Here is a 16,556-nt window from a genome sequence, read left to right on the forward strand (position 1 = left end):
GCCGCCGGTGCTGCGGCTGCCCGGGCCGGTGCCGTCGACCGGGCCGGGCCGGTTCGGCTACGACGACCGGGTCGGCCCGGTGCTGGGCGACGCCGGCACGCTGCGCCGTTACCGGGTCGCGGTGGAGTCGGGCGCCGGCGAGGACGCGGGCGAGTTCGCGTCCGCCGTCGGTGCGGCGCTCGCCGGGCCGGGCAGCTGGGTCGACGGCGGCGAGGTGCGGTTGCAGCAGGTACCCGGCGGTGCCGCGCATGACTTCACGGTCTTCCTCGCCACGGCCGGGACGGCGGGACGGATGTGCGCCGCCGGGGGTGTGGACATCCGGGTGGGCGGGCGGCCCTACACCTCGTGCCGGGCGTCGGGGCAGGTGATCATCAACCTGGACCGCTGGCGGCTCTCGGTGCCGCACTTCGTGCACACCGGTGTGCCCCTCGCGGTCTACCGCACGTACGTGGTCAACCACGAGGTTGGGCACCAGTTGGGGTACCGCCACGAACGCTGCCCGGGGGCGCGCCGGCCGGCGCCGGTGATGATGCAGCAGACGCTCTTCCTGGACGGCTGCGTGGCCAATCCGTGGCCGTACCGGAACGGCCGTCGCTACGCAGGCCCTCGACTCTGAGCACCTCGACGGACATCGGAAAACCGGGCATCGGGGAGCAGGGGTACGTCGAGTATCGAAATGGGGATCGCTTTCCGTAATTTCCTGGTGCGGCAATTACGGTAAATGGGGAAATTGACCGGTTGGCCTGTCACGCTCGATTCATGACGTCGTCGTCCCCTTGCGACCCGCCTGAGTCGCCTGAGCCGCCGTCCGCCGGCCGTCCTCTCCGTCGCCGTCCTCCGGTCCGCGTGCGGGACCGACGGATCGTCCGGCTCGGCCTGGTCGTCATCCTCGCGGCGAGCGCCGCGGTGGCGCTGGACCGGGCCAGCGGGCCGGCGGGCGAGCCGTCCACCAGCACGCGGGCCGGGACGGCGCACGGCGCCGGGGCGGGCGAGCGGGGGCACACCCCGTACCCGAGGGCCGGCGCCGGCGCCTTCACCACCGCGGACGGTGACTCCCCGGTCCTCGGCGCCGACGGTCCGCTGCGGCGCTACCGGGTCGCGGTGGAGCAGGGCACCGGCCAGGACGCCGCCGCCTTCGCCGCCGCCGTCGACGGGGTGCTTGGCGACCGGCGCAGCTGGATCGCCTCGGAGGAGCTGCGGATGCAGCGGGTCGCCGAGGCGGACGCCGCCGACTTCACCGTCTACCTGGCCACCCCGGACACCTCGGAGCGGATGTGCGCCGAGGGTGGCCTGAGCACCGAGGGCTACACCTCCTGCCGGCTGCCCGGCCAGGTGATCATCAACCTGGCGCGCTGGCTGGAGGCGGTCCCGGACTACGGGGCGCCGCTGGAGATCTACCGCGCCTACGTGGTCAATCACGAGGTCGGCCACGAACTGGGCGAGGGGCACCAGGCCTGTCCCGGCCCCGGCGAGCCGGCGCCGGTGATGCAGCAGCAGACGTACGGCCTGGAGGGCTGTGCGGCCAACGCCTGGCCCTACGTCGACGGCTCCCGCCACGAGGGCGACCCGGTCCCCGGCATCTGAGATATTCCCGCTCCCGCAGTTCGGGCGACGTGTCCCTCCTCATGGCCGACCGCTTCTCCGGCGAGCGACAATGGCGCGGTTCATCACCGCCGATCCCGGGGAGTCCACCGTGTCGTTGCCCCCGCTCGTCGAGCCCGCCGCCGAGCTGACCGTTGACGAGATCCGCCGCTACTCGCGCCACCTGATCATCCCGGACGTCGGGGTCGAGGGGCAGAAGCGGCTGAAGAACGCCCGGGTGCTCTGTGTCGGCGCCGGCGGCCTCGGCTCGCCGGCCCTGATGTACCTCGCCGCCGCCGGGGTCGGCACCCTCGGCATCATCGACTTCGACACCGTCGACGAGTCGAACCTCCAGCGCCAGATCATCCACGGTGTCTCGGACATCGGCCGCTCCAAGGCCGAGTCGGCCGCGGCGAGCATCCGCGAGATCAACCCGCTGGTCAACGTGGAGATCCACAACACCGCGCTGGACCGGGAGAACGTCCGCGACATCTTCTCGCGGTACGACCTGATCGTCGACGGCACCGACAACTTCGCCACCCGGTACATGGTCAACGACGCGGCGGTGCTGCTCGGCAAGCCGTACGTCTGGGGTTCGATCTACCGCTTCGACGGCCAGGCGTCGGTCTTCTGGGCCGAGCACGGCCCCTGCTACCGCTGCCTCTACCCGGAGCCCCCGCCGCCCGGCATGGTCCCCTCCTGCGCCGAGGGCGGCGTGCTCGGCGTGCTCTGCGCGTCGATCGGATCGATCCAGGTCAACGAGGCGATCAAGCTCCTCGCCGGCATCGGCGAGCCGCTGGTCGGCCGGCTGATGGTCTACGACGCCCTGGAGATGAGCTACCGCAAGATCAAGGTCCGCAGGGACCCGAACTGCGTGCTCTGCGGGGAGAACCCGACGGTCACCGACCTGCTGGAGGACTACGAGGACTTCTGCGGCGCGGTGTCGGTGGAGGCGCAGGAGGCGGTGCTCGACTCGACCATCACCGCGCGGGAGCTCAAGGACTGGCAGGACGCCGGCAAGGACATCTTCCTGGTCGACGTCCGGGAGCCGGCCGAGTACGAGATCGTCCGCATCCCCGGCGCCACCCTGATCCCCAAGGGCGAGATCCTCTCCGGCGAGGCGCTGGCCAAGCTCCCGCAGGACAAGCAGGTCGTGCTGCACTGCAAGTCCGGGGTCCGCTCCGCCGAGGCGCTCGCCGCGCTCAAGGCGGCCGGGTTCCGCGACGCGGTGCACGTCCAGGGCGGCGTGCTCTCCTGGATCAAGCAGATCGACCCGTCGCTGCCGGCGTACTGACCGACCGGCGCCGGGGCGGGCGACGACCGCCGCCCCGGCGACTCCGGCCCTCGGCCGTCCGGCCCTGGCGCGTGGCGGCCATCCGCCGTCCGGCCTTCGCGCATGGCGACCCTGCGCCTCCGGGCTCCGGGCCGGGCCGGTCGTCGGCCGATTCACCGAAGCGGGATCACGTCCGCGCAGGTAGCGTTGCCGCCGTGGTCGACATGGACGCCGCGATCGGGTTCGTCGTGGCTCACGGTGACGCGGTGGACCGTGCCCGCCTCTCCCGGTTGCGTACCGGCGCGCCGCCGTCGCCCGAGCTGCTCGACGCGGCGGAGGTCGGGCAGGCGTCCGACGGCGGCTGGCCGGCCTACCTGGGCGCCGCGGTCGCCTCGGTGGACGCCACCTGTTTCCGCCTGTCCGAGCTGGACGACCTCGGCGCGCTCGGCCGTCCGGCCGCCCGGCGGGCACTGGACTGGCTGGCCGCCCGGCAGTTGCCCGACGGCGGCTGGGAGGAGGACCCGGCCCTGGCCGGATCCGCTCCCGATTGGGCCCGTCCGGGCGATCCCGAGGCCGGGTTCCACCTGACCGCCAACGCCGGCTTCTGGCTGACCGTCGCCGGCCTGGACGCCCGGGCCGCCGGGCCGCTCGACCACCGGGTCGGCGGCGCGTACGCGGGCGTCGTGCACGCCGCCGCGCAGTCGCTCACCGCCCGGCTCCGCCCCGACGGCAGCTGGCCGTCCTTCCTGGCCGCCGGCTGGCTGAGCGCGGCGGTCCTGCACCGGCAGGAGATGTTCCACGAAGCGGCGCGGATCCAGGTCGTGCTCGCCGAGCGGATGCCGGAGATGTCCCCGGGGGACGTGGCCTGGCTGGCCGCGACCCTGCGCCGGGTCGGCATCGACGATCAGGACTGGGTCCTGCTGCGCGCGCGTCGCCGGCTGGCCGAGACGCAGCGCAGCGACGGCGGGTGGGAGAGCGACGACGGGCACCAGTTCGACGTGCACACCACGCTGGCCGCGATCCGGGCCTGCCGCTGACGCGCGCTCACCTGAGCTGGCTGATCACCAGGGGCCACCAGGCGTCCGGGGCGAACGCGGCGGGGTCGATGCTCTCCAGGACGGTCCGCAGGGTCTCCGCCCGCTCGGCCCGGCCCGCCTTGCCCTCGTCGGCCTCCACGAAGAGCGCGAACTGGTAGAGGAACTCGACGAAGGTGCGGAAGTTGCTGTTGACCCCCTGCACGTCCTGCTGCCGCAGGTCGAACTGGAGAATCTCACCCGTCCTGGGGTCCAGCACGTAGAGCAGGTCGGGGTTGTCGGCGACCGCGCCGACCACGACCAGCCGGATGTCCAGCGAGCCGTCCTCGGTGCTCAACTGGATCGTGTCGAACAGCTCGATGTCGCCCTCGAAATAGGCGGTGTAGACGACCGGCACGTCGAGCGGGATCTCGTCGCCCGCGGGGAGCAGGTCGGGGCCGAAGCCGCCCTCCAGCCACGCCTCGCGCGGGTAGGGGATGAGCTCGTCGGCGCTCCACAGTGAGCGGAACCGGGGGTCAGCGGCCATGACGGTCCTTCGGGGTGGGAGGTGTCGGTCGGTCAGGACGCCAGCCCGGCGGCGATCAGTAGCCGCCGCCAGTTGTCGGCGTACTCGCCGGCGTGCCGCCCCGTGCGGAGCCGCTGGTCGCGGACGCCGGGACCGAGGACGGTCGCGACCAGCTCGGGGTAGCCGGGGCCGAACACGTGCTCGTCGAAGAACGTGGCGAGGTCCGCGGCGATGACGGTGAACTCGACGTCCGAGTCGGGGTGCTCGTACTGGAAGACGTAGTCGTCCGGCGCCATCCAGTAGACCTGGAGGTCCTCGCGGTCCAGGTAGATCGGGTCGCCACCGGTGATGTCGCCGCGCAGGCCCGGCGGGACGCTGCGCACCTCGTGGCCGACGGTCAACGGGCTGCCCATCGGGTCGTCGGGGTCGACGGTGGCCGCCGACCAGGCCTGCGGGGTGAGGATCTCCGGCGGTGGGGCGAACCGGAAGTTGTCGCCCCGCACGAGGCGGAACAGGCTGTAGACCTCGGCGACACCGGGCAGGTCGGCCAGCGGCTCCAGCGGGGCCGGCTCCTCGATGACGACGCCGAAGCCCCGCTCGGCCTCAAGGCGTCGGAGCAGCGCGAGCTTCTCCCCGATCCGGGCCAGCGCGGCGGAGTCGTCCGGGCTGGTCACGGGATGACCCTCACGATGACCGGGGTGCCCTCGGGGACGTCCCGCAACGCGACGGAGATGTCGCTGCCGAGCTGGCGGTTGGTCCAGGCGTCCATCGGCCTGAGATTATCGTACGTGTCCGTTCCGTCCAGTTGGAGCTCCTGGATGTGGTCCGGGTCGAGGCCGTCGCCGCGTGCCCTGATCGGCCCCTTGCCGGCGTAGAGGCGCTCCACCACGTTCTTGTTGGCCAGGTACTTGTTCGTCTCCGGCGTGCCCTTGTCCTGGGTGAGGCGCCCGTCCTTGGTCAGGTTCCTGATCATCCGGTCCCGGTAGATGTTGGTGCGGGTACGCCGCTTGCCGGTCGCGGGGTCGTGGACCTTGTTGCTGTCCCGGTCCGGCGACGCCTTCTTGAGCCGCCCCTCCTGGCCGAGCCGGGCGAGGTCCTTCGCCTTGCGGTCGAAGTCCCTCTTGTCGAAGTCCGGCCGGTTCTTCAGCACCAGCACCGCCGGGCCCCGGGGCGTGGTGCCGGCCGCCTTGGCGGTGCGGAACACGTCGGCGTTCTCCAGGTACGCCGAGACGATCCGGGCGCCCCTGGCCTGCGTCTGCCGGGGCGGAGCCGTCCGCTTCCTAGGCATTGAGCACCGCGTCCACCGCCATGCCGATCAGCTGGTCGATGACGAGCCCGGTGATCATCTTGAAGATCGGGATCTCCAGCAGGGACGCGCCGAAGGTGACCGCCGCCGTCGCGATCGCCTGCGCGATCTGGATCGCCAGCAGCGCCAGCTGGATGATCACCTGGATCTTCAGGGCCAGCACCACGCCGGCGGCAACCATCAGCCCGACGCCGACGACGGTCGCCGGCTGCGCGGCGTCGGCGATGTTGCGCGCCGCGGACTCGCGGTCGTTCCACTCCGCGGCGAAGGCGGTGAAGCTTTCACCCCGGTTGTTGTCGAGCACCGTCCGCGCCGCCGTCTCCAGCTGCGCGACCGACCCGGAGATCTGACCGGCCATGCCGGTCCACTCACCGGCGAGCTGGAACAGCGCCGTCTCGTCGGACTCGGGCCAGTCGTAGCCGAGCATCGAGAGCAGGGACGCGAGTTCGCCCGGAAGCGTCAGGCCCACCGCGGCTCCTTCCAGGGGTGAAAGCGGGTCATCCGCCCAGCGAGCCGAGGATCGAGCCGAAGGAGGTGGCGACGTCCTCCTCGACGGCCCGGTAGCCGTCGGCCATCTGGTGCAGGCCGTCGACGTAACTCTCCAGCTCGGTGAGGTTGGTGCTGAAACATTCGGTCACCGCGTCCACGCAGGCCTGGTGGGCCACGCCCAGCAGCGTGCCGATCTCGTCGCCGCCGAACGCCGAGGCGTAGCCGCCGGCCGCCGCCCGGAACGCCTCAAAGGTCTGCCGGACGGACTCCCTGGCCTGCGCCAGCTCGTCCGCGCCCCGGCGCAGCGCGTCGAGGTCGACGTCGAGGTTCTCCATGGTCAGCTCCGGTGCAGTTTCCGCATGGTCTCGCCGACGGCTTGGCTGATCTCCCGCAGCTGCCGCAGCCCCTCGTCCTGGAGGCGCTCCACGGTGGTGGTCAGCGCGGCGAGGTCGGGCACCGGGTCGGCGGCGGCCGTGGCGTCGTCCTGCCCGTCGAGGGCCGCGTTCACCGCGTCGCGCAGCTCGGCGGCGAGGTGGTCCGAGCCCTCCCGGAGCACCCGGGGGTCGATGTCGATGCCACTGACCCGCCCGTCGACGCCGACGGTGACCCGGATCCGGCCGTCGGCGGCCTCGGCCACCGACTCGACCCGCTCCGGGGGCGTGACACCGCGGCTCACCTCGCGCAGCGCGGCCCGCGCCTGAGCCAGTTGCTGTTCCAGGGCGTTCTCGCCCAGCATGCCGCCTCCCCAGCCGAGCAGTGCCGAACCCGGCCCCAGACTAACGGCCGCCGGCAATCCGGCGGTCCCCCGAGTCGTCCGTCCACCCACGACGGTCAGCCGCGCAGGTGGCCGTCCCCGGTCACCACGTACTTCGTGGAGGTCAGCTCGGGCAACCCCATCGGGCCGCGGGCGTGCAGCTTCTGGGTGGAGATGCCGATCTCGGCGCCGAAGCCGAACTCGCCGCCGTCGGTGAACCGGGTCGAGGCGTTGACCATCACGGCCGCCGCGTCCACCCGGGCCACGAACTGCCGGGCCGCGCCGGCCGAGTCGGTGACGATCGCCTCGGTGTGCCCGGTGCCGTAGCGCCGGATGTGGGCGACCGCGGCGTCCAGCGAGTCGACGACGGCGACCGAGATGTCCGCCGACAGGTATTCGGTGGCGAAATCCTCGTCGGTCGCCGGGACCACCGCGCCGGAGTGGGCGGCCGTCCGGGCGTCGCCGTGCACGGTCACCCCGGCCTCGGCGAAGGCGGCCAGCATCGGCGGGAGGAAGGCGTCGGCGATGCCCGCGTGCACCAGCAGCGACTCGGCGGTGTTGCAGGTGGAGAGGCGCTGGGTCTTGGCGTTGAGGGCGATCGCCACGGCCTTGGACACGTCGGCGGCGGCGTCGACGTAGACGTGGCAGTTGCCCACCCCGGTCTCGATCACCGGCACGGTCGACTCCTCGACCACGGTCCGGATCAGCGACGCCCCGCCGCGCGGGATCAGCACGTCGACCAGGCCCCGGGCCCGCATCAGCTCCTTGACCGAGTCGCGGGAGGTGGCGTCGAGCAACTGCACCGCGTCCGCCGGCAGGCCCGCCCCGGCGACCGCGTCGCGCAGCACGGCGACCAGCGCGGCGTTGGAGTGCGCCGCCGACGAGGAGCCGCGCAGCAGCGCGGCGTTGCCGGATTTCAGGCAGATGCCGGCGGCGTCCACCGTCACGTTCGGCCGGGCCTCGTAGATGATGCCGACCACACCGAACGGCACCCGGATCTGCCGCAGCTCCAACCCGTTGGGCAGGGTCGAGCCGCGCACCACCTCGCCCACCGGGTCCGGCAGCGCGGCCATCTGGCGCAGCGCGTCGGCGATGCCCGCCACCCGCCCCGCGTCCAGGGCGAGCCGGTCCAGCACGGCCGCGCTCAGCCCGGCATCCCGCCCGGCCGCCAGGTCCGCGGTGTTCGCGGACAGGATCTCCGGCGTACGCGCCACCAGCGCGTCGGCCATCGCGGCCAGCGCGGCGTCCTTGGCCGTACGCGTCGCGACGGCCAGCGCCTCCGCCGCCGTACGCGCCCGGCGGGCCTGCTCGGTCACGCTCATCGTCTCGCTCCTCACAGCAGCACCAGGTCGTCGCGGTGGACGACCTCCCGTTCGTACGCCGGGCCGAGTGCCGCGGCGAGTTCACCGGTGGAGCGGCCGAGCAGCCCGGGCAGCTCCACCGCGTCGTAGTTGACCAGCCCCCGGGCGACCGGCGCGCCCTCGGCGTCCACCAGGTCGACCGGATCTCCGGCGGTGAACGCGCCGTCGACGGCGGTGATCCCGGCCGGCAGCAGCGACTTGCGGCGGCCCACCACCGCCGCCACCGCACCCGGGTCCAGGTGCAGCCGCCCCCGGGGCGAGGTGGCGTGGGCCAGCCAGAAGAGCCGGGCGGCCGGGCGCTGGCGGCTCGGGTGGAAGAGGGTGCCGAGCGGCTCGCCGGCCAGCGCCGCGGCGGCCAGCGGCGCGGCGGTCAGCACCACCGGGATGCCGAAGCCGGTGGCGATCCGGGCCGCCTCCACCTTGGTCACCATGCCCCCGGTGCCGACGCCGGCGCGGCCCGCGCCGCCGACCGCGACGCCGGTGAGGTCCCGCTCGTCGCGCACCTCGTTGATCCGGGCGGAGTCGGGGCGGGCGGGGTCACCGGTCCAGAGCGCGTCGACGTCGGAAAGGAGCACCAGCAGGTCGGCGTCGACCAGGGCGGCCACGAGCGCGGCCAACCGGTCGTTGTCGCCGAACCGGATCTCCTCGGTGGCCACCGTGTCGTTCTCGTTGACGATCGGCACGGCCCGCAGGTCGAGCAGCTTGCGCAGCGTCCGGTACGCGTTGCGGTAGTGCGCCCGCCGGGTCACGTCGTCGACGGTGAGCAGCACCTGCCCGACGGTCAGCCGGTGCCGGGCGAAGGCGGCCGCGTACCGGCCGATCAGCAGGCCCTGTCCGACGCTGGCGGCGGCCTGCTGGGTGGCCAGGTCGCGCGGGCGCCGGGACAGCCCCAGCGGGGCGAGGCCGGCGGCGATCGCGCCGGAGGAGACCAGCACCACCTCGCGGCCGTCGGCGGCGAGCGCGCCGAGGGTGTCGACGAGCGCGTCGACCCGCTCGTCGTCCAGGCCGCCGGCGGCGGTGGTCAACGAGGAGGATCCGATCTTGACGACGACCCGCCGGGCCGCCGTGACCATGTCGCGCACCCGCCTATTCTGCGTGGTCGGTCCCGCCACGCCCGGTCGCGTTCTCATATCGTGGCCGGTCGTGAGACCTGAGGAGTACGTCGAGGCGGTGCTGGAGCTGGTCGAGCGGATTCCGCCCGGCCGGGTGATGTCGTACGGGGCGGTCGCCGACGCGCTGGTTGAACGCTCGGGGCGGGCCTCGGCCCGGCTGGTCGGCTCGATCATGGCCCGGCACGGCGGCGGGGTGCCGTGGCACCGGGTGGTGAACTCGGCGGGCCGGTTGCCGCCGGGTCACGAGCGGGAGGCCCGGGCCCGGCTGCGGGCCGAGGGCACGCCACTGCGCGGCTCGGGAGTGGACATGGCGGCGGCGAGCTGGTCCCCGGAAGAGGGGATGTGACGCGGACCATAACGTGAGTAACATTCGGCCCCATGGACGCGCCGCCGGCCGGAGCCGGCTCGTCAGGCTCCGCCGCGGTCGGCTCCTCGCCCGACTCCGCCGCGCCCGCCGGCGATCCCGTTCCCGATCCGCCGCCGGGCCGGCTGCCGCCGGGTGGGCTGCCGCGTCGGGTGCACGCGGGTTACGCGCTCGGCTCGCTGGCAACCGGCGCGTTCGGCACCGTGCCGGGGTTGCTGCTGCTGCCGTACCTCACCGACACCCTCGGCGTCGCGGCGGGCGTGGCCGCCCTGCTGGTGCTCCTGCCGAAGGCGTGGGACGTGCTGGTCAACCCGGTCGCCGGGCGGATCTCCGACCGCACCCGGTCCCGCTGGGGCGCCCGCCGGCCCTACCTGCTGTTCGGCGGCCTCGCCCTCGCGGTGCTCTTCGCGGCCATCTTCGCCGCGCCCTTCGGCAACGGCCCGGCCGCCGGGGCGTACGTGGCGCTCGCCTTCCTCGCCACCGCCACCGCGTTCGCCTTCTTCCAGGTGCCGTACGTGGCGATGCCGGCCGAGCTGACCGACGACTACGCCGAGCGGACCCGGCTGATGAGCTGGCGGATCGCCGTGCTGGCGCTGGCCATTCTGGTCTCCGGCGCGGTCGCCCCGCTCGTGGTGACCGCGGGCGGCGACGGGTTGTCCGGGCACCGTTGGATGGGGCTGTTCGTGGCGGTGCTGATCGCGCTCGGCGCGCTCGGCGCGTTCCTGGGCACCCGGTCCGCGCCCGCCGGCGCGGTCGGCGAGAGCGAGCCGACGTTGCGCGCCCAACTGGCCGTCGCGGGCGCGAACCGGCCGTTCCGGGCGCTGCTGATCTGCTTCGTCGTGCAGTCCGCCGGGGTGGCGACCATCCTGGCCGGGGTCAACTACTTCGCCGGTCAGATCCTGCGCGACGAGCAGAGCGGGCCGACGCTGCTCTTCGTCTGCTTCGTCGGGCCCGCGCTGCTGGTGATGCCGCTCTGGACCCGGGTCGGCGCCCGGCTGGGCAAGCGCGCCGCCCTGGTCGCGGCCACGCTGATCCTCGCCGCCGGGGCGCTGGCCCTGGTCGCCGCGCCGGTGCTGCCGGCGGTCGCGGTCTACCTGCTGGTCGCGCTGCTCGGCGTCGGCTACGCCGGGCAGCAGGTCTTCGCGCTGGCCATGCTGCCGGACTGCATCGCGTACGACACCGCGCGCACCGGCCGGCGGCAGGCCGGCGTCTTCACCGGGTTGTGGACGGCGGGGGAGACTCTCGGCCTGGCCCTCGGGCCGGGCATCTACGGGCTGGTCCTCCAGCTCTCCGGCTACGTCTCCTCCAACACCGGCACCGCCGCGTCCCAGTCCGACGTGGCCCGCCTCGGGGTCCTGCTCGGCTTCACCGTCCTCCCCGCCCTCCTGATCGGCCCGCCCGTCCTCCTGCTCCGCCGCTACACGCTCACCCCCGCACTCCTCGCCGCCGCCGGCCACGACCGGCGCGTCGATCAAGGGGTTGTGCTGGGGAACGAAAGCCGCTGACCATCACGAGAAGGGCACCACACCTCCATGATCGACAAGAGCGGAGTGGCGGCGGAGGCCGTGCTGGCGGAGATCCGCGCGCTGCGGGCGGCGGACTGGCCCACCCACGGGGGGCGGCTGTTCGCGTACGTCTACGACCCGGCGGTGCCGGGGCTGGACGAGTTGGCCGCCGCCGCGCACCGGGAGAGCGCGCACGTCAACGGGCTGGACCCCACCGCGTTCCCGTCCCTGCTCGCGATGGAGAACGCGCTGGTCGGCGCGGCGGCCACGGTGCTCGGCGGCGGACCGGGCACCGCCGCCCCGGACGTCGTCGGCAGCGTCACCAGCGGGGGCACGGAGTCGCTGATCCTGGCGGTCAAGGCGGCCCGGGACGCCCACCCGGAGATCACCGAGCCCCGGATCGTGGTGCCGTCCAGCGCGCACGCGGCGTTCGCCAAGGCGGCGCACTACCTGCGGGTGGCGCTGGACGTGGTGCCGGTCTCCCCGGCCACGCTGCGCCCGGACCCGGCCGCGATGGCCGCCGCGATCCGGCCGGAGACGGTGCTGGTCGCCTGCTCCGCGCCGTCCTACGCGCACGGGGTGGTGGACCCGGTGGCGGAGATCGCGGCGGCGGCCGCGGCGGCCGGGGTGCGCTGCCACGTGGATGCCTGCTTCGGCGGCTGGACCCTGCCGTACCTGCGCCGCCTCGGCGCGCCCGTGCCGGCGTTCGACTTCGCGGTACCCGGGGTCACCTCCATCTCGGTGGACCTGCACAAGTACGCGTACGCGCCGAAGGGGGTGTCGGTGCTGCTGCACCGGGACGCCGCGCTGCGCGCACCGCAGTACTTCGCGTACGCGGACTGGCCCGGCTACACGATGATCAACCCGGTGATCGCGTCCACCCGCTCCGGCGGGCCGATCGCCGCCGCGTACGCGACCCTGCGTCACCTCGGCGACGACGGTTACCTGGCGCTGGCCGAGCGCACCCGGGACGCGGTCGCCGGGCTGGCCGACGCCGTGCGCGGGGTGGACGGGCTGCGGCTGATGGCCGAGCCGGAGTCGACCGTCGTCTGCTTCACCGCCACCGAGGGCGGCCCCGACCTGTTCGTCCTGGTCGACGAGCTGACCGCGCGCGGCTGGCACACCCAGCCGCAGTTGTCGTACGCCGACCTGCCGGCCAGCGTGCACCTCACGGTGACCGCCGCGGTCGCGCCCCGGGTGGCCGAGTTCGGCCCGGACCTGGCCGACGCGGTGGCCGCGGCCCGATCCGCCGGCCCGGTCGCCCTCCCTCCCGAGCTGCTGGCGTTGACGACGTCGCTGACCCCGGGCGCGCTCACCCCGGAACTGGTCGCCGGCCTGGCCGCCGGGCTGGGCCTCGACGCAGGCGCCGTGGATCGGATGGCGGTGGTGAACACCCTGCTGAACGCCGCGCCACCCGCGCTGCGCGAACGGCTGCTGGTGGAGTTCGTCGGGCTGCTGCAACGCCCCACCTGGTGAGCCGGAGCGCCGGCCGCGCCGCGCGCCCGGGTGGCGTGCGGCGCGACCGGCGGCAGCCCGACCGTCACCGGTAGGTGATCCGGACCGTGTTGTCGGCGTCGCGGACATCCGGCAGGAAGGTGAACGCGCTGTCCATCGGCCGGACGTCCACCTCGGCCGTCCCCGTGCCCAGCGCGGTCCCTGCGGCGACCCGGAAGCTCAGGGTCAACGTCAGCTCCGCGCCCGCCGCCAGCCGGCCCAGGTCGCAGGTCACCGGTTCCCTGGTCTCCTGCGGCTCGCCCCGGCACGGGGCCCACCCGTCGACATCCGGCCGCACCGCCGCCGGCACGCCCAGCCGTAGCGCCACGTACGCGACCGGCCCGCTGCCCCGGTTGCGGATCCGCACCGTGGTCGTCCCCGTCCGTGAGCCGTCGTCCGCCGTGGCCAGCACGAGGTCGGTGGCGGTGACGGAGACGTCCGTCGGGTGTGGATTCGGACCGAAGGTGGTCGGCCCGGAGACCTGCGCGAAGGCGTCGCCCTGCCAGCGGTAGCCACGCCACTGCCGCTGCGACCACTCGGCGGGCCAGCCGCCTCCGGGCGCGATGTCGCCGACCTGCACGCGGACCGTGCCGTCGCCCACCACGTCGAGCGCGAACAACCACTGCGGCTTGTCGATGGTGGTCGCCACCACGCGGCCGAGCGTCACCACCTTCCCCGCCTCGTTCCGGTCGAAGGCGACCACCTGCATCGGCCCGCCGGTGCCGAGCACGCACTGCACCAGCGCCACCGTCTCCACCGCCCCGTCCCCGTCGACGTCGCCGTGGTCGAGCGCCCGGAGCCAGTTGGCGCCCTCCCGGTCGTCGGCGGTGAGCCGTACGCCCGACGCCGGGCAGCCGGGTCCGGCCCGCCACGCTGGCAGGGTCACCGGTGCGCCCAGCAGTTGCGCCCGGCTGATCCGGCCGTCGGGCACGGTCGAGGTGGGGCTGGCACTGGTGGCGGAGGGGCCTGGGGTCGGGCTGGCCGGAACGCTCGGCGACACCGACACGCTCGGCGTCGGCTCGACCGGACCCGGCCGACGGTCCGGGCCGTTCATCGCCGCGTACCCGATGGCGGACCCGCCGAACAGCGCGAGCGCCGCAGTGGTGGTCGCCGTCAGCCGGCGCCGGCCGCGCTGCCGCGTGGTCCGCCGGACGGCGGCGGGCCCGGGCGCCTCGACCTCCGCCAGCACGGTACGGCGGTAGCGGGCGAATTCCTCGGCCAGGCCGAGGGTCTCCTGCTCAGACATCCCGCACCTCCTCATTGGTGTCGCGCAGGTATGTCGCGAGTGCCGCCCGGCCCCGGTGCAGCCAGGACTTGACCGTCCCCTCCGCGACCCGTTCCTGATCGGCGATCTCGGCGACCGTCAGGTCGGCGAGGTAGTGCAGTACGACGGCCCGTCGCTGCTTCGGCGGCAACTTCGCCAGCGCGGCGTCGACCGCGACCCGGTCGGGGCTCGGCCCCGCGACGTGTGTCTCCCGCTGCCGCAGCAGCCACGCCTGGGCGGTCCGCAGCCGCCGCCAGCGGTTGTGGCCGAGATTCCAGGCGACCCGCCGCACCCAGGCCAGCGGATCCTCGTATCCGGCGAGCCGATCCCAGCGGGCATAGGCCCGGCAGAAGGCCTCCTGCACGAGGTCCTGCGCCTGCCCGCGGTCGCCCGTGTACGCGGTGAGCTGCACCACCAGCCCGCGGAAATGCGCGTGGTAGAAGTCGTCGAAGACCAGCTTGGTCGGCTGGAGGACGGCGGTTCCCGCCGGGTCCGGTGGACGCCCGCCCACCCCTTCGTCTCTTGTCACAACCACTCGTCCTCCCCGTGGTGACCGCAGGCGGTGTGTTCGCCAGCAACGGTCACACAACCGGACGCGCCAGTCGGTTGCGGATGTACCGACGCGGTTGTATGTCGGGTCCAGGACAACCGCAACGGTGCGACAGCGGTCGGCCCTCGGCCGACGCCGAGGGCCCGGGACCGCAGCGGTCCCGGGCCCTCGGTGGGCGACGCGTCGGATCAGCCGGCAGCCACCGCGAACGAGGCGGTGTTGTCGGCCGGGTCGGCGTCCGCCACCACGTTGCCGTCCCACTGGGTGTCGAGCTGGAAGATGGCGGTGCCGAGGTCACCCGGGACGGTGCCGGGCTCGGCCCGGAGCAGTACGGCGAAGCTCCGCTCCTCGCCGGGCATGAAGCGCCCGCCCGGCACGACGAAGTTGGTGAAGAAGCTCGGCAGGTCCTGCGGGTCGGTGCCCCAGATCCGGACGCCGGCCGGCAGCGTGGTCGCCTCGACGAACAGGAAGTCGTGCGCGGCGTCACCGGCCCACCGGACGGTCACCGGCAGTCGGCCCTGGTAGCTGCCGTCCTCCTGCCGCACCAGCGTGGCCGCGGCGGCCGTGCTGATCGACGCCCGCGCCTGACTGTCCTGCACGTACGGCACCGGGTCGCGCAGCGAGCCCGAGGTGGAGCGGAAGCGCGCGTCGAAGCTCTCCCTGTCGGCGATCGCCGGGTTGCCGTCGCCGACGTTGACCGAGACCTCGCCCCCGGTCGCGATCATCGCCACGTCCTGCGGCGTGGTGAGCGCCTGGAAGGCGACCGAGAGCGACCGCCGTTCGCCCGGCTTCAGATCGGGACCGGGCACCAGGCAGTTGACGACCCGGCGATTGTCCTGCAGGCCCTGGAATCCGCACGGGCTGTCTGGCGACAGGTGGCCGATGGAGCCGGCGACCGGCTCGACGATCGTGACGCTGAAGTAGGTGTCGGCCGCACCGCGGTTCGTCACCGTGATAGGCAGGCTGCCCCGGTAGCCGCGCTCGGTCGGGTCGAGCACCAGCCGGCCCACCGAGACGTCGGCGTCGAGGCCGCCGCCGGCAGGTGCCGCCGCGGCGGGTGCGGCGAACGCCAGCAGCGCCGCGGCCGGGCCGAGCAGAAGGGCGGCCAGCCGCCGTCCGGTACGTGTGGTCATGTCAATGTCCTCCCGTGGATCCCCGTTGCTGGGCGGCGGCGCTTCCGCCACCCGATGCTGGTTACACGTCCATCTAGGACGGTTGGTTGCGGCACCGCCTGTCGCCAATACGACGCGGTCCGGTCGCCGCGCGGCTAGCCGGCCGTCTTCAGCTCGACCTCGTTGTCCTTCCACTTCAGATCGCTCCACCACCGCTCCTGGGAGTCGTAGTGGATGACCCGCAGTTTCGGCGGACCGTCGATGCCCGGCGGCGCGTAGCGGAACGTGAATGTGTACGTCTTCCGTTCCCCGGCCGGCAGGCCGTCCAGGACGCAGGTGTCCGGCCCGTCGGACCGCACCTCCCGGCACCGGGCCAGGTCCCCGCCGGCGGGCTCGCCGACGGTGTAGAAGTCGCCGAAGCCGAGCAGGGGCACGTCCACGGGTCCCTTGTTCACCACCGTGACGGTCACCGTGGCGGCCCGATTGCCCTTCGCGTCCGGTGCCCCGACGGTCAGGCCACCGGCCGTCAGGGTGAGGTCGGTCAGCCGGGGGTCGACCCCGAACCTCGTCGGCCCGGCGGTCTGGTCGAACCGCTCGCCGGTCCAGGCGTACGTCCGCCACTGCCGCTGCGGCGTCCACTCCGGGGTGCTGCAGCAGGGCTGGATGTCCGCCACGTGCACCCGGATCTTCCCGTCGGCCCGCACGGCGAAATCCGTGACGTCGTCCATCCCCTCCCGGGTCCCGACCACCCGGCCCATCGTGACCACGCGGCCGGCCCCGTCCCGGTCGAAGGCGATCACCTGCTTGGCCGAGGCCTCGCCCTGGCGGCAGGCGACCAGGGCGACCGTCTCG

At 73.8% G+C, this 16,556-nt stretch carries 18 protein-coding genes and 1 pseudogene; 7 read left to right on the top strand and 12 right to left on the bottom strand.

Annotated elements, in window-relative coordinates; translation table 11 throughout:
• The 4 genes from NCC78_RS14315 to NCC78_RS14330 all read left to right on the top strand — a co-directional run.
• Nucleotides 1-616 (top strand): DUF3152 domain-containing protein (locus NCC78_RS14315; RefSeq protein WP_250795010.1); only part of this gene is annotated, 616 nt, incomplete at its 5' end.
• Nucleotides 617-846: 230 nt separating this feature from the next.
• Nucleotides 847-1,584 (top strand): DUF3152 domain-containing protein, encoded by a 738-nt coding sequence (locus NCC78_RS14320; RefSeq protein WP_250795011.1) that lies wholly within the window; start codon nucleotides 847-849, stop codon nucleotides 1,582-1,584.
• Nucleotides 1,585-1,654: 70 nt separating this feature from the next.
• Nucleotides 1,655-2,875, top strand: coding sequence for an adenylyltransferase/sulfurtransferase MoeZ (moeZ, locus tag NCC78_RS14325; protein WP_250795012.1), 1,221 nt, complete (start codon nucleotides 1,655-1,657; stop codon nucleotides 2,873-2,875).
• Between the two features lie 203 nt (nucleotides 2,876-3,078).
• Nucleotides 3,079-3,891, top strand: coding sequence for a prenyltransferase/squalene oxidase repeat-containing protein (locus tag NCC78_RS14330; protein WP_250795027.1), 813 nt, complete (start codon nucleotides 3,079-3,081; stop codon nucleotides 3,889-3,891).
• 7 nt (nucleotides 3,892-3,898) lie between these two features.
• Here the strand turns inward: NCC78_RS14330 and NCC78_RS14335 are convergent, their stop codons facing one another.
• The 8 genes from NCC78_RS14335 to proB all read right to left on the bottom strand — a co-directional run bounded on the left by NCC78_RS14335 (nucleotide 3,899) and on the right by proB (nucleotide 9,433).
• Nucleotides 3,899-4,414 carry an SUKH-4 family immunity protein gene (locus NCC78_RS14335; RefSeq protein ID WP_250795013.1) on the bottom strand — a complete coding sequence of 172 codons (516 nt, stop codon included), beginning with the start codon at nucleotides 4,412-4,414 and terminating at the stop codon, nucleotides 3,899-3,901.
• Between the two features lie 32 nt (nucleotides 4,415-4,446).
• Nucleotides 4,447-5,067 (bottom strand): hypothetical protein, encoded by a 621-nt coding sequence (locus tag NCC78_RS14340; protein ID WP_250795014.1) that lies wholly within the window; start codon nucleotides 5,065-5,067, stop codon nucleotides 4,447-4,449.
• Nucleotides 5,064-5,681 (bottom strand): hypothetical protein, encoded by a 618-nt coding sequence (locus tag NCC78_RS14345; protein WP_250795015.1) that lies wholly within the window; start codon nucleotides 5,679-5,681, stop codon nucleotides 5,064-5,066. The genes NCC78_RS14340 and NCC78_RS14345 overlap by 4 nt, the downstream gene beginning before the upstream one ends.
• Complete coding sequence (locus NCC78_RS14350) at nucleotides 5,674-6,168, bottom strand: WXG100-like domain-containing protein (protein WP_250795016.1); 495 nt, start codon at nucleotides 6,166-6,168, stop codon at nucleotides 5,674-5,676. The genes NCC78_RS14345 and NCC78_RS14350 overlap by 8 nt, the downstream gene beginning before the upstream one ends.
• 28 nt (nucleotides 6,169-6,196) lie before the next feature.
• Entirely contained in the window at nucleotides 6,197-6,523 is a 327-nt protein-coding gene (locus tag NCC78_RS14355) for a WXG100 family type VII secretion target (protein ID WP_250795017.1), read from the bottom strand.
• A gap of 2 nt (nucleotides 6,524-6,525) precedes the next feature.
• Nucleotides 6,526-6,924, bottom strand: a complete 399-nt coding sequence (locus NCC78_RS14360) for a YbaB/EbfC family nucleoid-associated protein (RefSeq protein WP_250795018.1) — start codon at nucleotides 6,922-6,924, stop codon at nucleotides 6,526-6,528.
• A 95-nt stretch (nucleotides 6,925-7,019) separates the two neighbouring features.
• Nucleotides 7,020-8,264 (bottom strand): glutamate-5-semialdehyde dehydrogenase, encoded by a 1,245-nt coding sequence (locus tag NCC78_RS14365; RefSeq protein ID WP_250795019.1) that lies wholly within the window; start codon nucleotides 8,262-8,264, stop codon nucleotides 7,020-7,022.
• An 11-nt stretch (nucleotides 8,265-8,275) separates the two neighbouring features.
• A complete protein-coding gene (gene proB, locus NCC78_RS14370) occupies nucleotides 8,276-9,433 on the bottom strand; it encodes a glutamate 5-kinase (RefSeq protein ID WP_250795020.1) in 1,158 nt (385 codons plus the stop codon).
• A 13-nt stretch (nucleotides 9,434-9,446) separates the two neighbouring features.
• Here proB and NCC78_RS14375 point away from each other — a divergent pair, with 13 nt between their 5' ends.
• From NCC78_RS14375 to NCC78_RS14385, 3 genes are all read left to right on the top strand, one after another.
• The gene (locus tag NCC78_RS14375) at nucleotides 9,447-9,761 is read left to right on the top strand and encodes an MGMT family protein (protein ID WP_250795021.1); all 315 of its coding nucleotides are present in this window, start codon (nucleotides 9,447-9,449) and stop codon (nucleotides 9,759-9,761) included.
• A 143-nt stretch (nucleotides 9,762-9,904) separates the two neighbouring features.
• Nucleotides 9,905-11,284: an MFS transporter gene (locus NCC78_RS14380; protein WP_372495134.1), complete on the top strand. Its 1,380-nt coding sequence runs from the start codon at nucleotides 9,905-9,907 to the stop codon at nucleotides 11,282-11,284.
• Between the two features lie 27 nt (nucleotides 11,285-11,311).
• Nucleotides 11,312-12,760 (top strand): pyridoxal phosphate-dependent decarboxylase family protein, encoded by a 1,449-nt coding sequence (locus NCC78_RS14385; RefSeq protein ID WP_250795023.1) that lies wholly within the window; start codon nucleotides 11,312-11,314, stop codon nucleotides 12,758-12,760.
• A 64-nt stretch (nucleotides 12,761-12,824) separates the two neighbouring features.
• Here NCC78_RS14385 and NCC78_RS14390 read toward each other — a convergent pair whose 3' ends face one another.
• From NCC78_RS14390 to NCC78_RS14405, 4 genes and pseudogenes are all read right to left on the bottom strand, one after another.
• Nucleotides 12,825-14,024: a hypothetical protein gene (locus NCC78_RS14390; protein ID WP_250795024.1), complete on the bottom strand. Its 1,200-nt coding sequence runs from the start codon at nucleotides 14,022-14,024 to the stop codon at nucleotides 12,825-12,827.
• Nucleotides 14,017-14,577, bottom strand: coding sequence for an RNA polymerase sigma factor (locus NCC78_RS14395; RefSeq protein ID WP_250795025.1), 561 nt, complete (start codon nucleotides 14,575-14,577; stop codon nucleotides 14,017-14,019). Before NCC78_RS14395 ends, NCC78_RS14390 begins: the two co-directional genes overlap by 8 nt.
• Before the next feature lie 203 nt (nucleotides 14,578-14,780).
• Nucleotides 14,781-15,725 carry a hypothetical protein gene (locus tag NCC78_RS14400; protein ID WP_250795026.1) on the bottom strand — a complete coding sequence of 315 codons (945 nt, stop codon included), beginning with the start codon at nucleotides 15,723-15,725 and terminating at the stop codon, nucleotides 14,781-14,783.
• Between the two features lie 134 nt (nucleotides 15,726-15,859).
• A pseudogene (locus NCC78_RS14405) lies at nucleotides 15,860-16,556 on the bottom strand (hypothetical protein); the annotation flags it as partial.

It is taken from the genome of Micromonospora phytophila (assembly GCF_023656545.1).
In the GTDB taxonomy this organism is placed as follows: Bacteria; Actinomycetota; Actinomycetes; order Mycobacteriales; family Micromonosporaceae; genus Micromonospora; species Micromonospora phytophila.

Excerpts from the sequence above, each read along its gene's own strand:
- moeZ (WP_250795012.1), top strand. The coding sequence starts at position 1,655 with ATGGCGCGGTTCATCACCGCCGATCCCGGGGAGTCCACCGTGTCGTTG.
- NCC78_RS14330 (WP_250795027.1), top strand. The coding sequence starts at position 3,079 with ATGGACGCCGCGATCGGGTTCGTCGTGGCTCACGGTGACGCGGTGGAC.
- NCC78_RS14335 (WP_250795013.1), bottom strand. The coding sequence starts at position 4,414 with ATGGCCGCTGACCCCCGGTTCCGCTCACTGTGGAGCGCCGACGAGCTC.
- NCC78_RS14345 (WP_250795015.1), bottom strand. The coding sequence starts at position 5,681 with ATGCCTAGGAAGCGGACGGCTCCGCCCCGGCAGACGCAGGCCAGGGGC.
- NCC78_RS14355 (WP_250795017.1), bottom strand. The coding sequence starts at position 6,523 with ATGGAGAACCTCGACGTCGACCTCGACGCGCTGCGCCGGGGCGCGGAC.
- NCC78_RS14360 (WP_250795018.1), bottom strand. The coding sequence starts at position 6,924 with ATGCTGGGCGAGAACGCCCTGGAACAGCAACTGGCTCAGGCGCGGGCC.
- NCC78_RS14365 (WP_250795019.1), bottom strand. The coding sequence starts at position 8,264 with ATGAGCGTGACCGAGCAGGCCCGCCGGGCGCGTACGGCGGCGGAGGCG.
- proB (WP_250795020.1), bottom strand. The coding sequence starts at position 9,433 with ATGAGAACGCGACCGGGCGTGGCGGGACCGACCACGCAGAATAGGCGG.
- NCC78_RS14385 (WP_250795023.1), top strand. The coding sequence starts at position 11,312 with ATGATCGACAAGAGCGGAGTGGCGGCGGAGGCCGTGCTGGCGGAGATC.
- NCC78_RS14390 (WP_250795024.1), bottom strand. The coding sequence starts at position 14,024 with ATGTCTGAGCAGGAGACCCTCGGCCTGGCCGAGGAATTCGCCCGCTAC.
- NCC78_RS14400 (WP_250795026.1), bottom strand. The coding sequence starts at position 15,725 with ATGACCACACGTACCGGACGGCGGCTGGCCGCCCTTCTGCTCGGCCCG.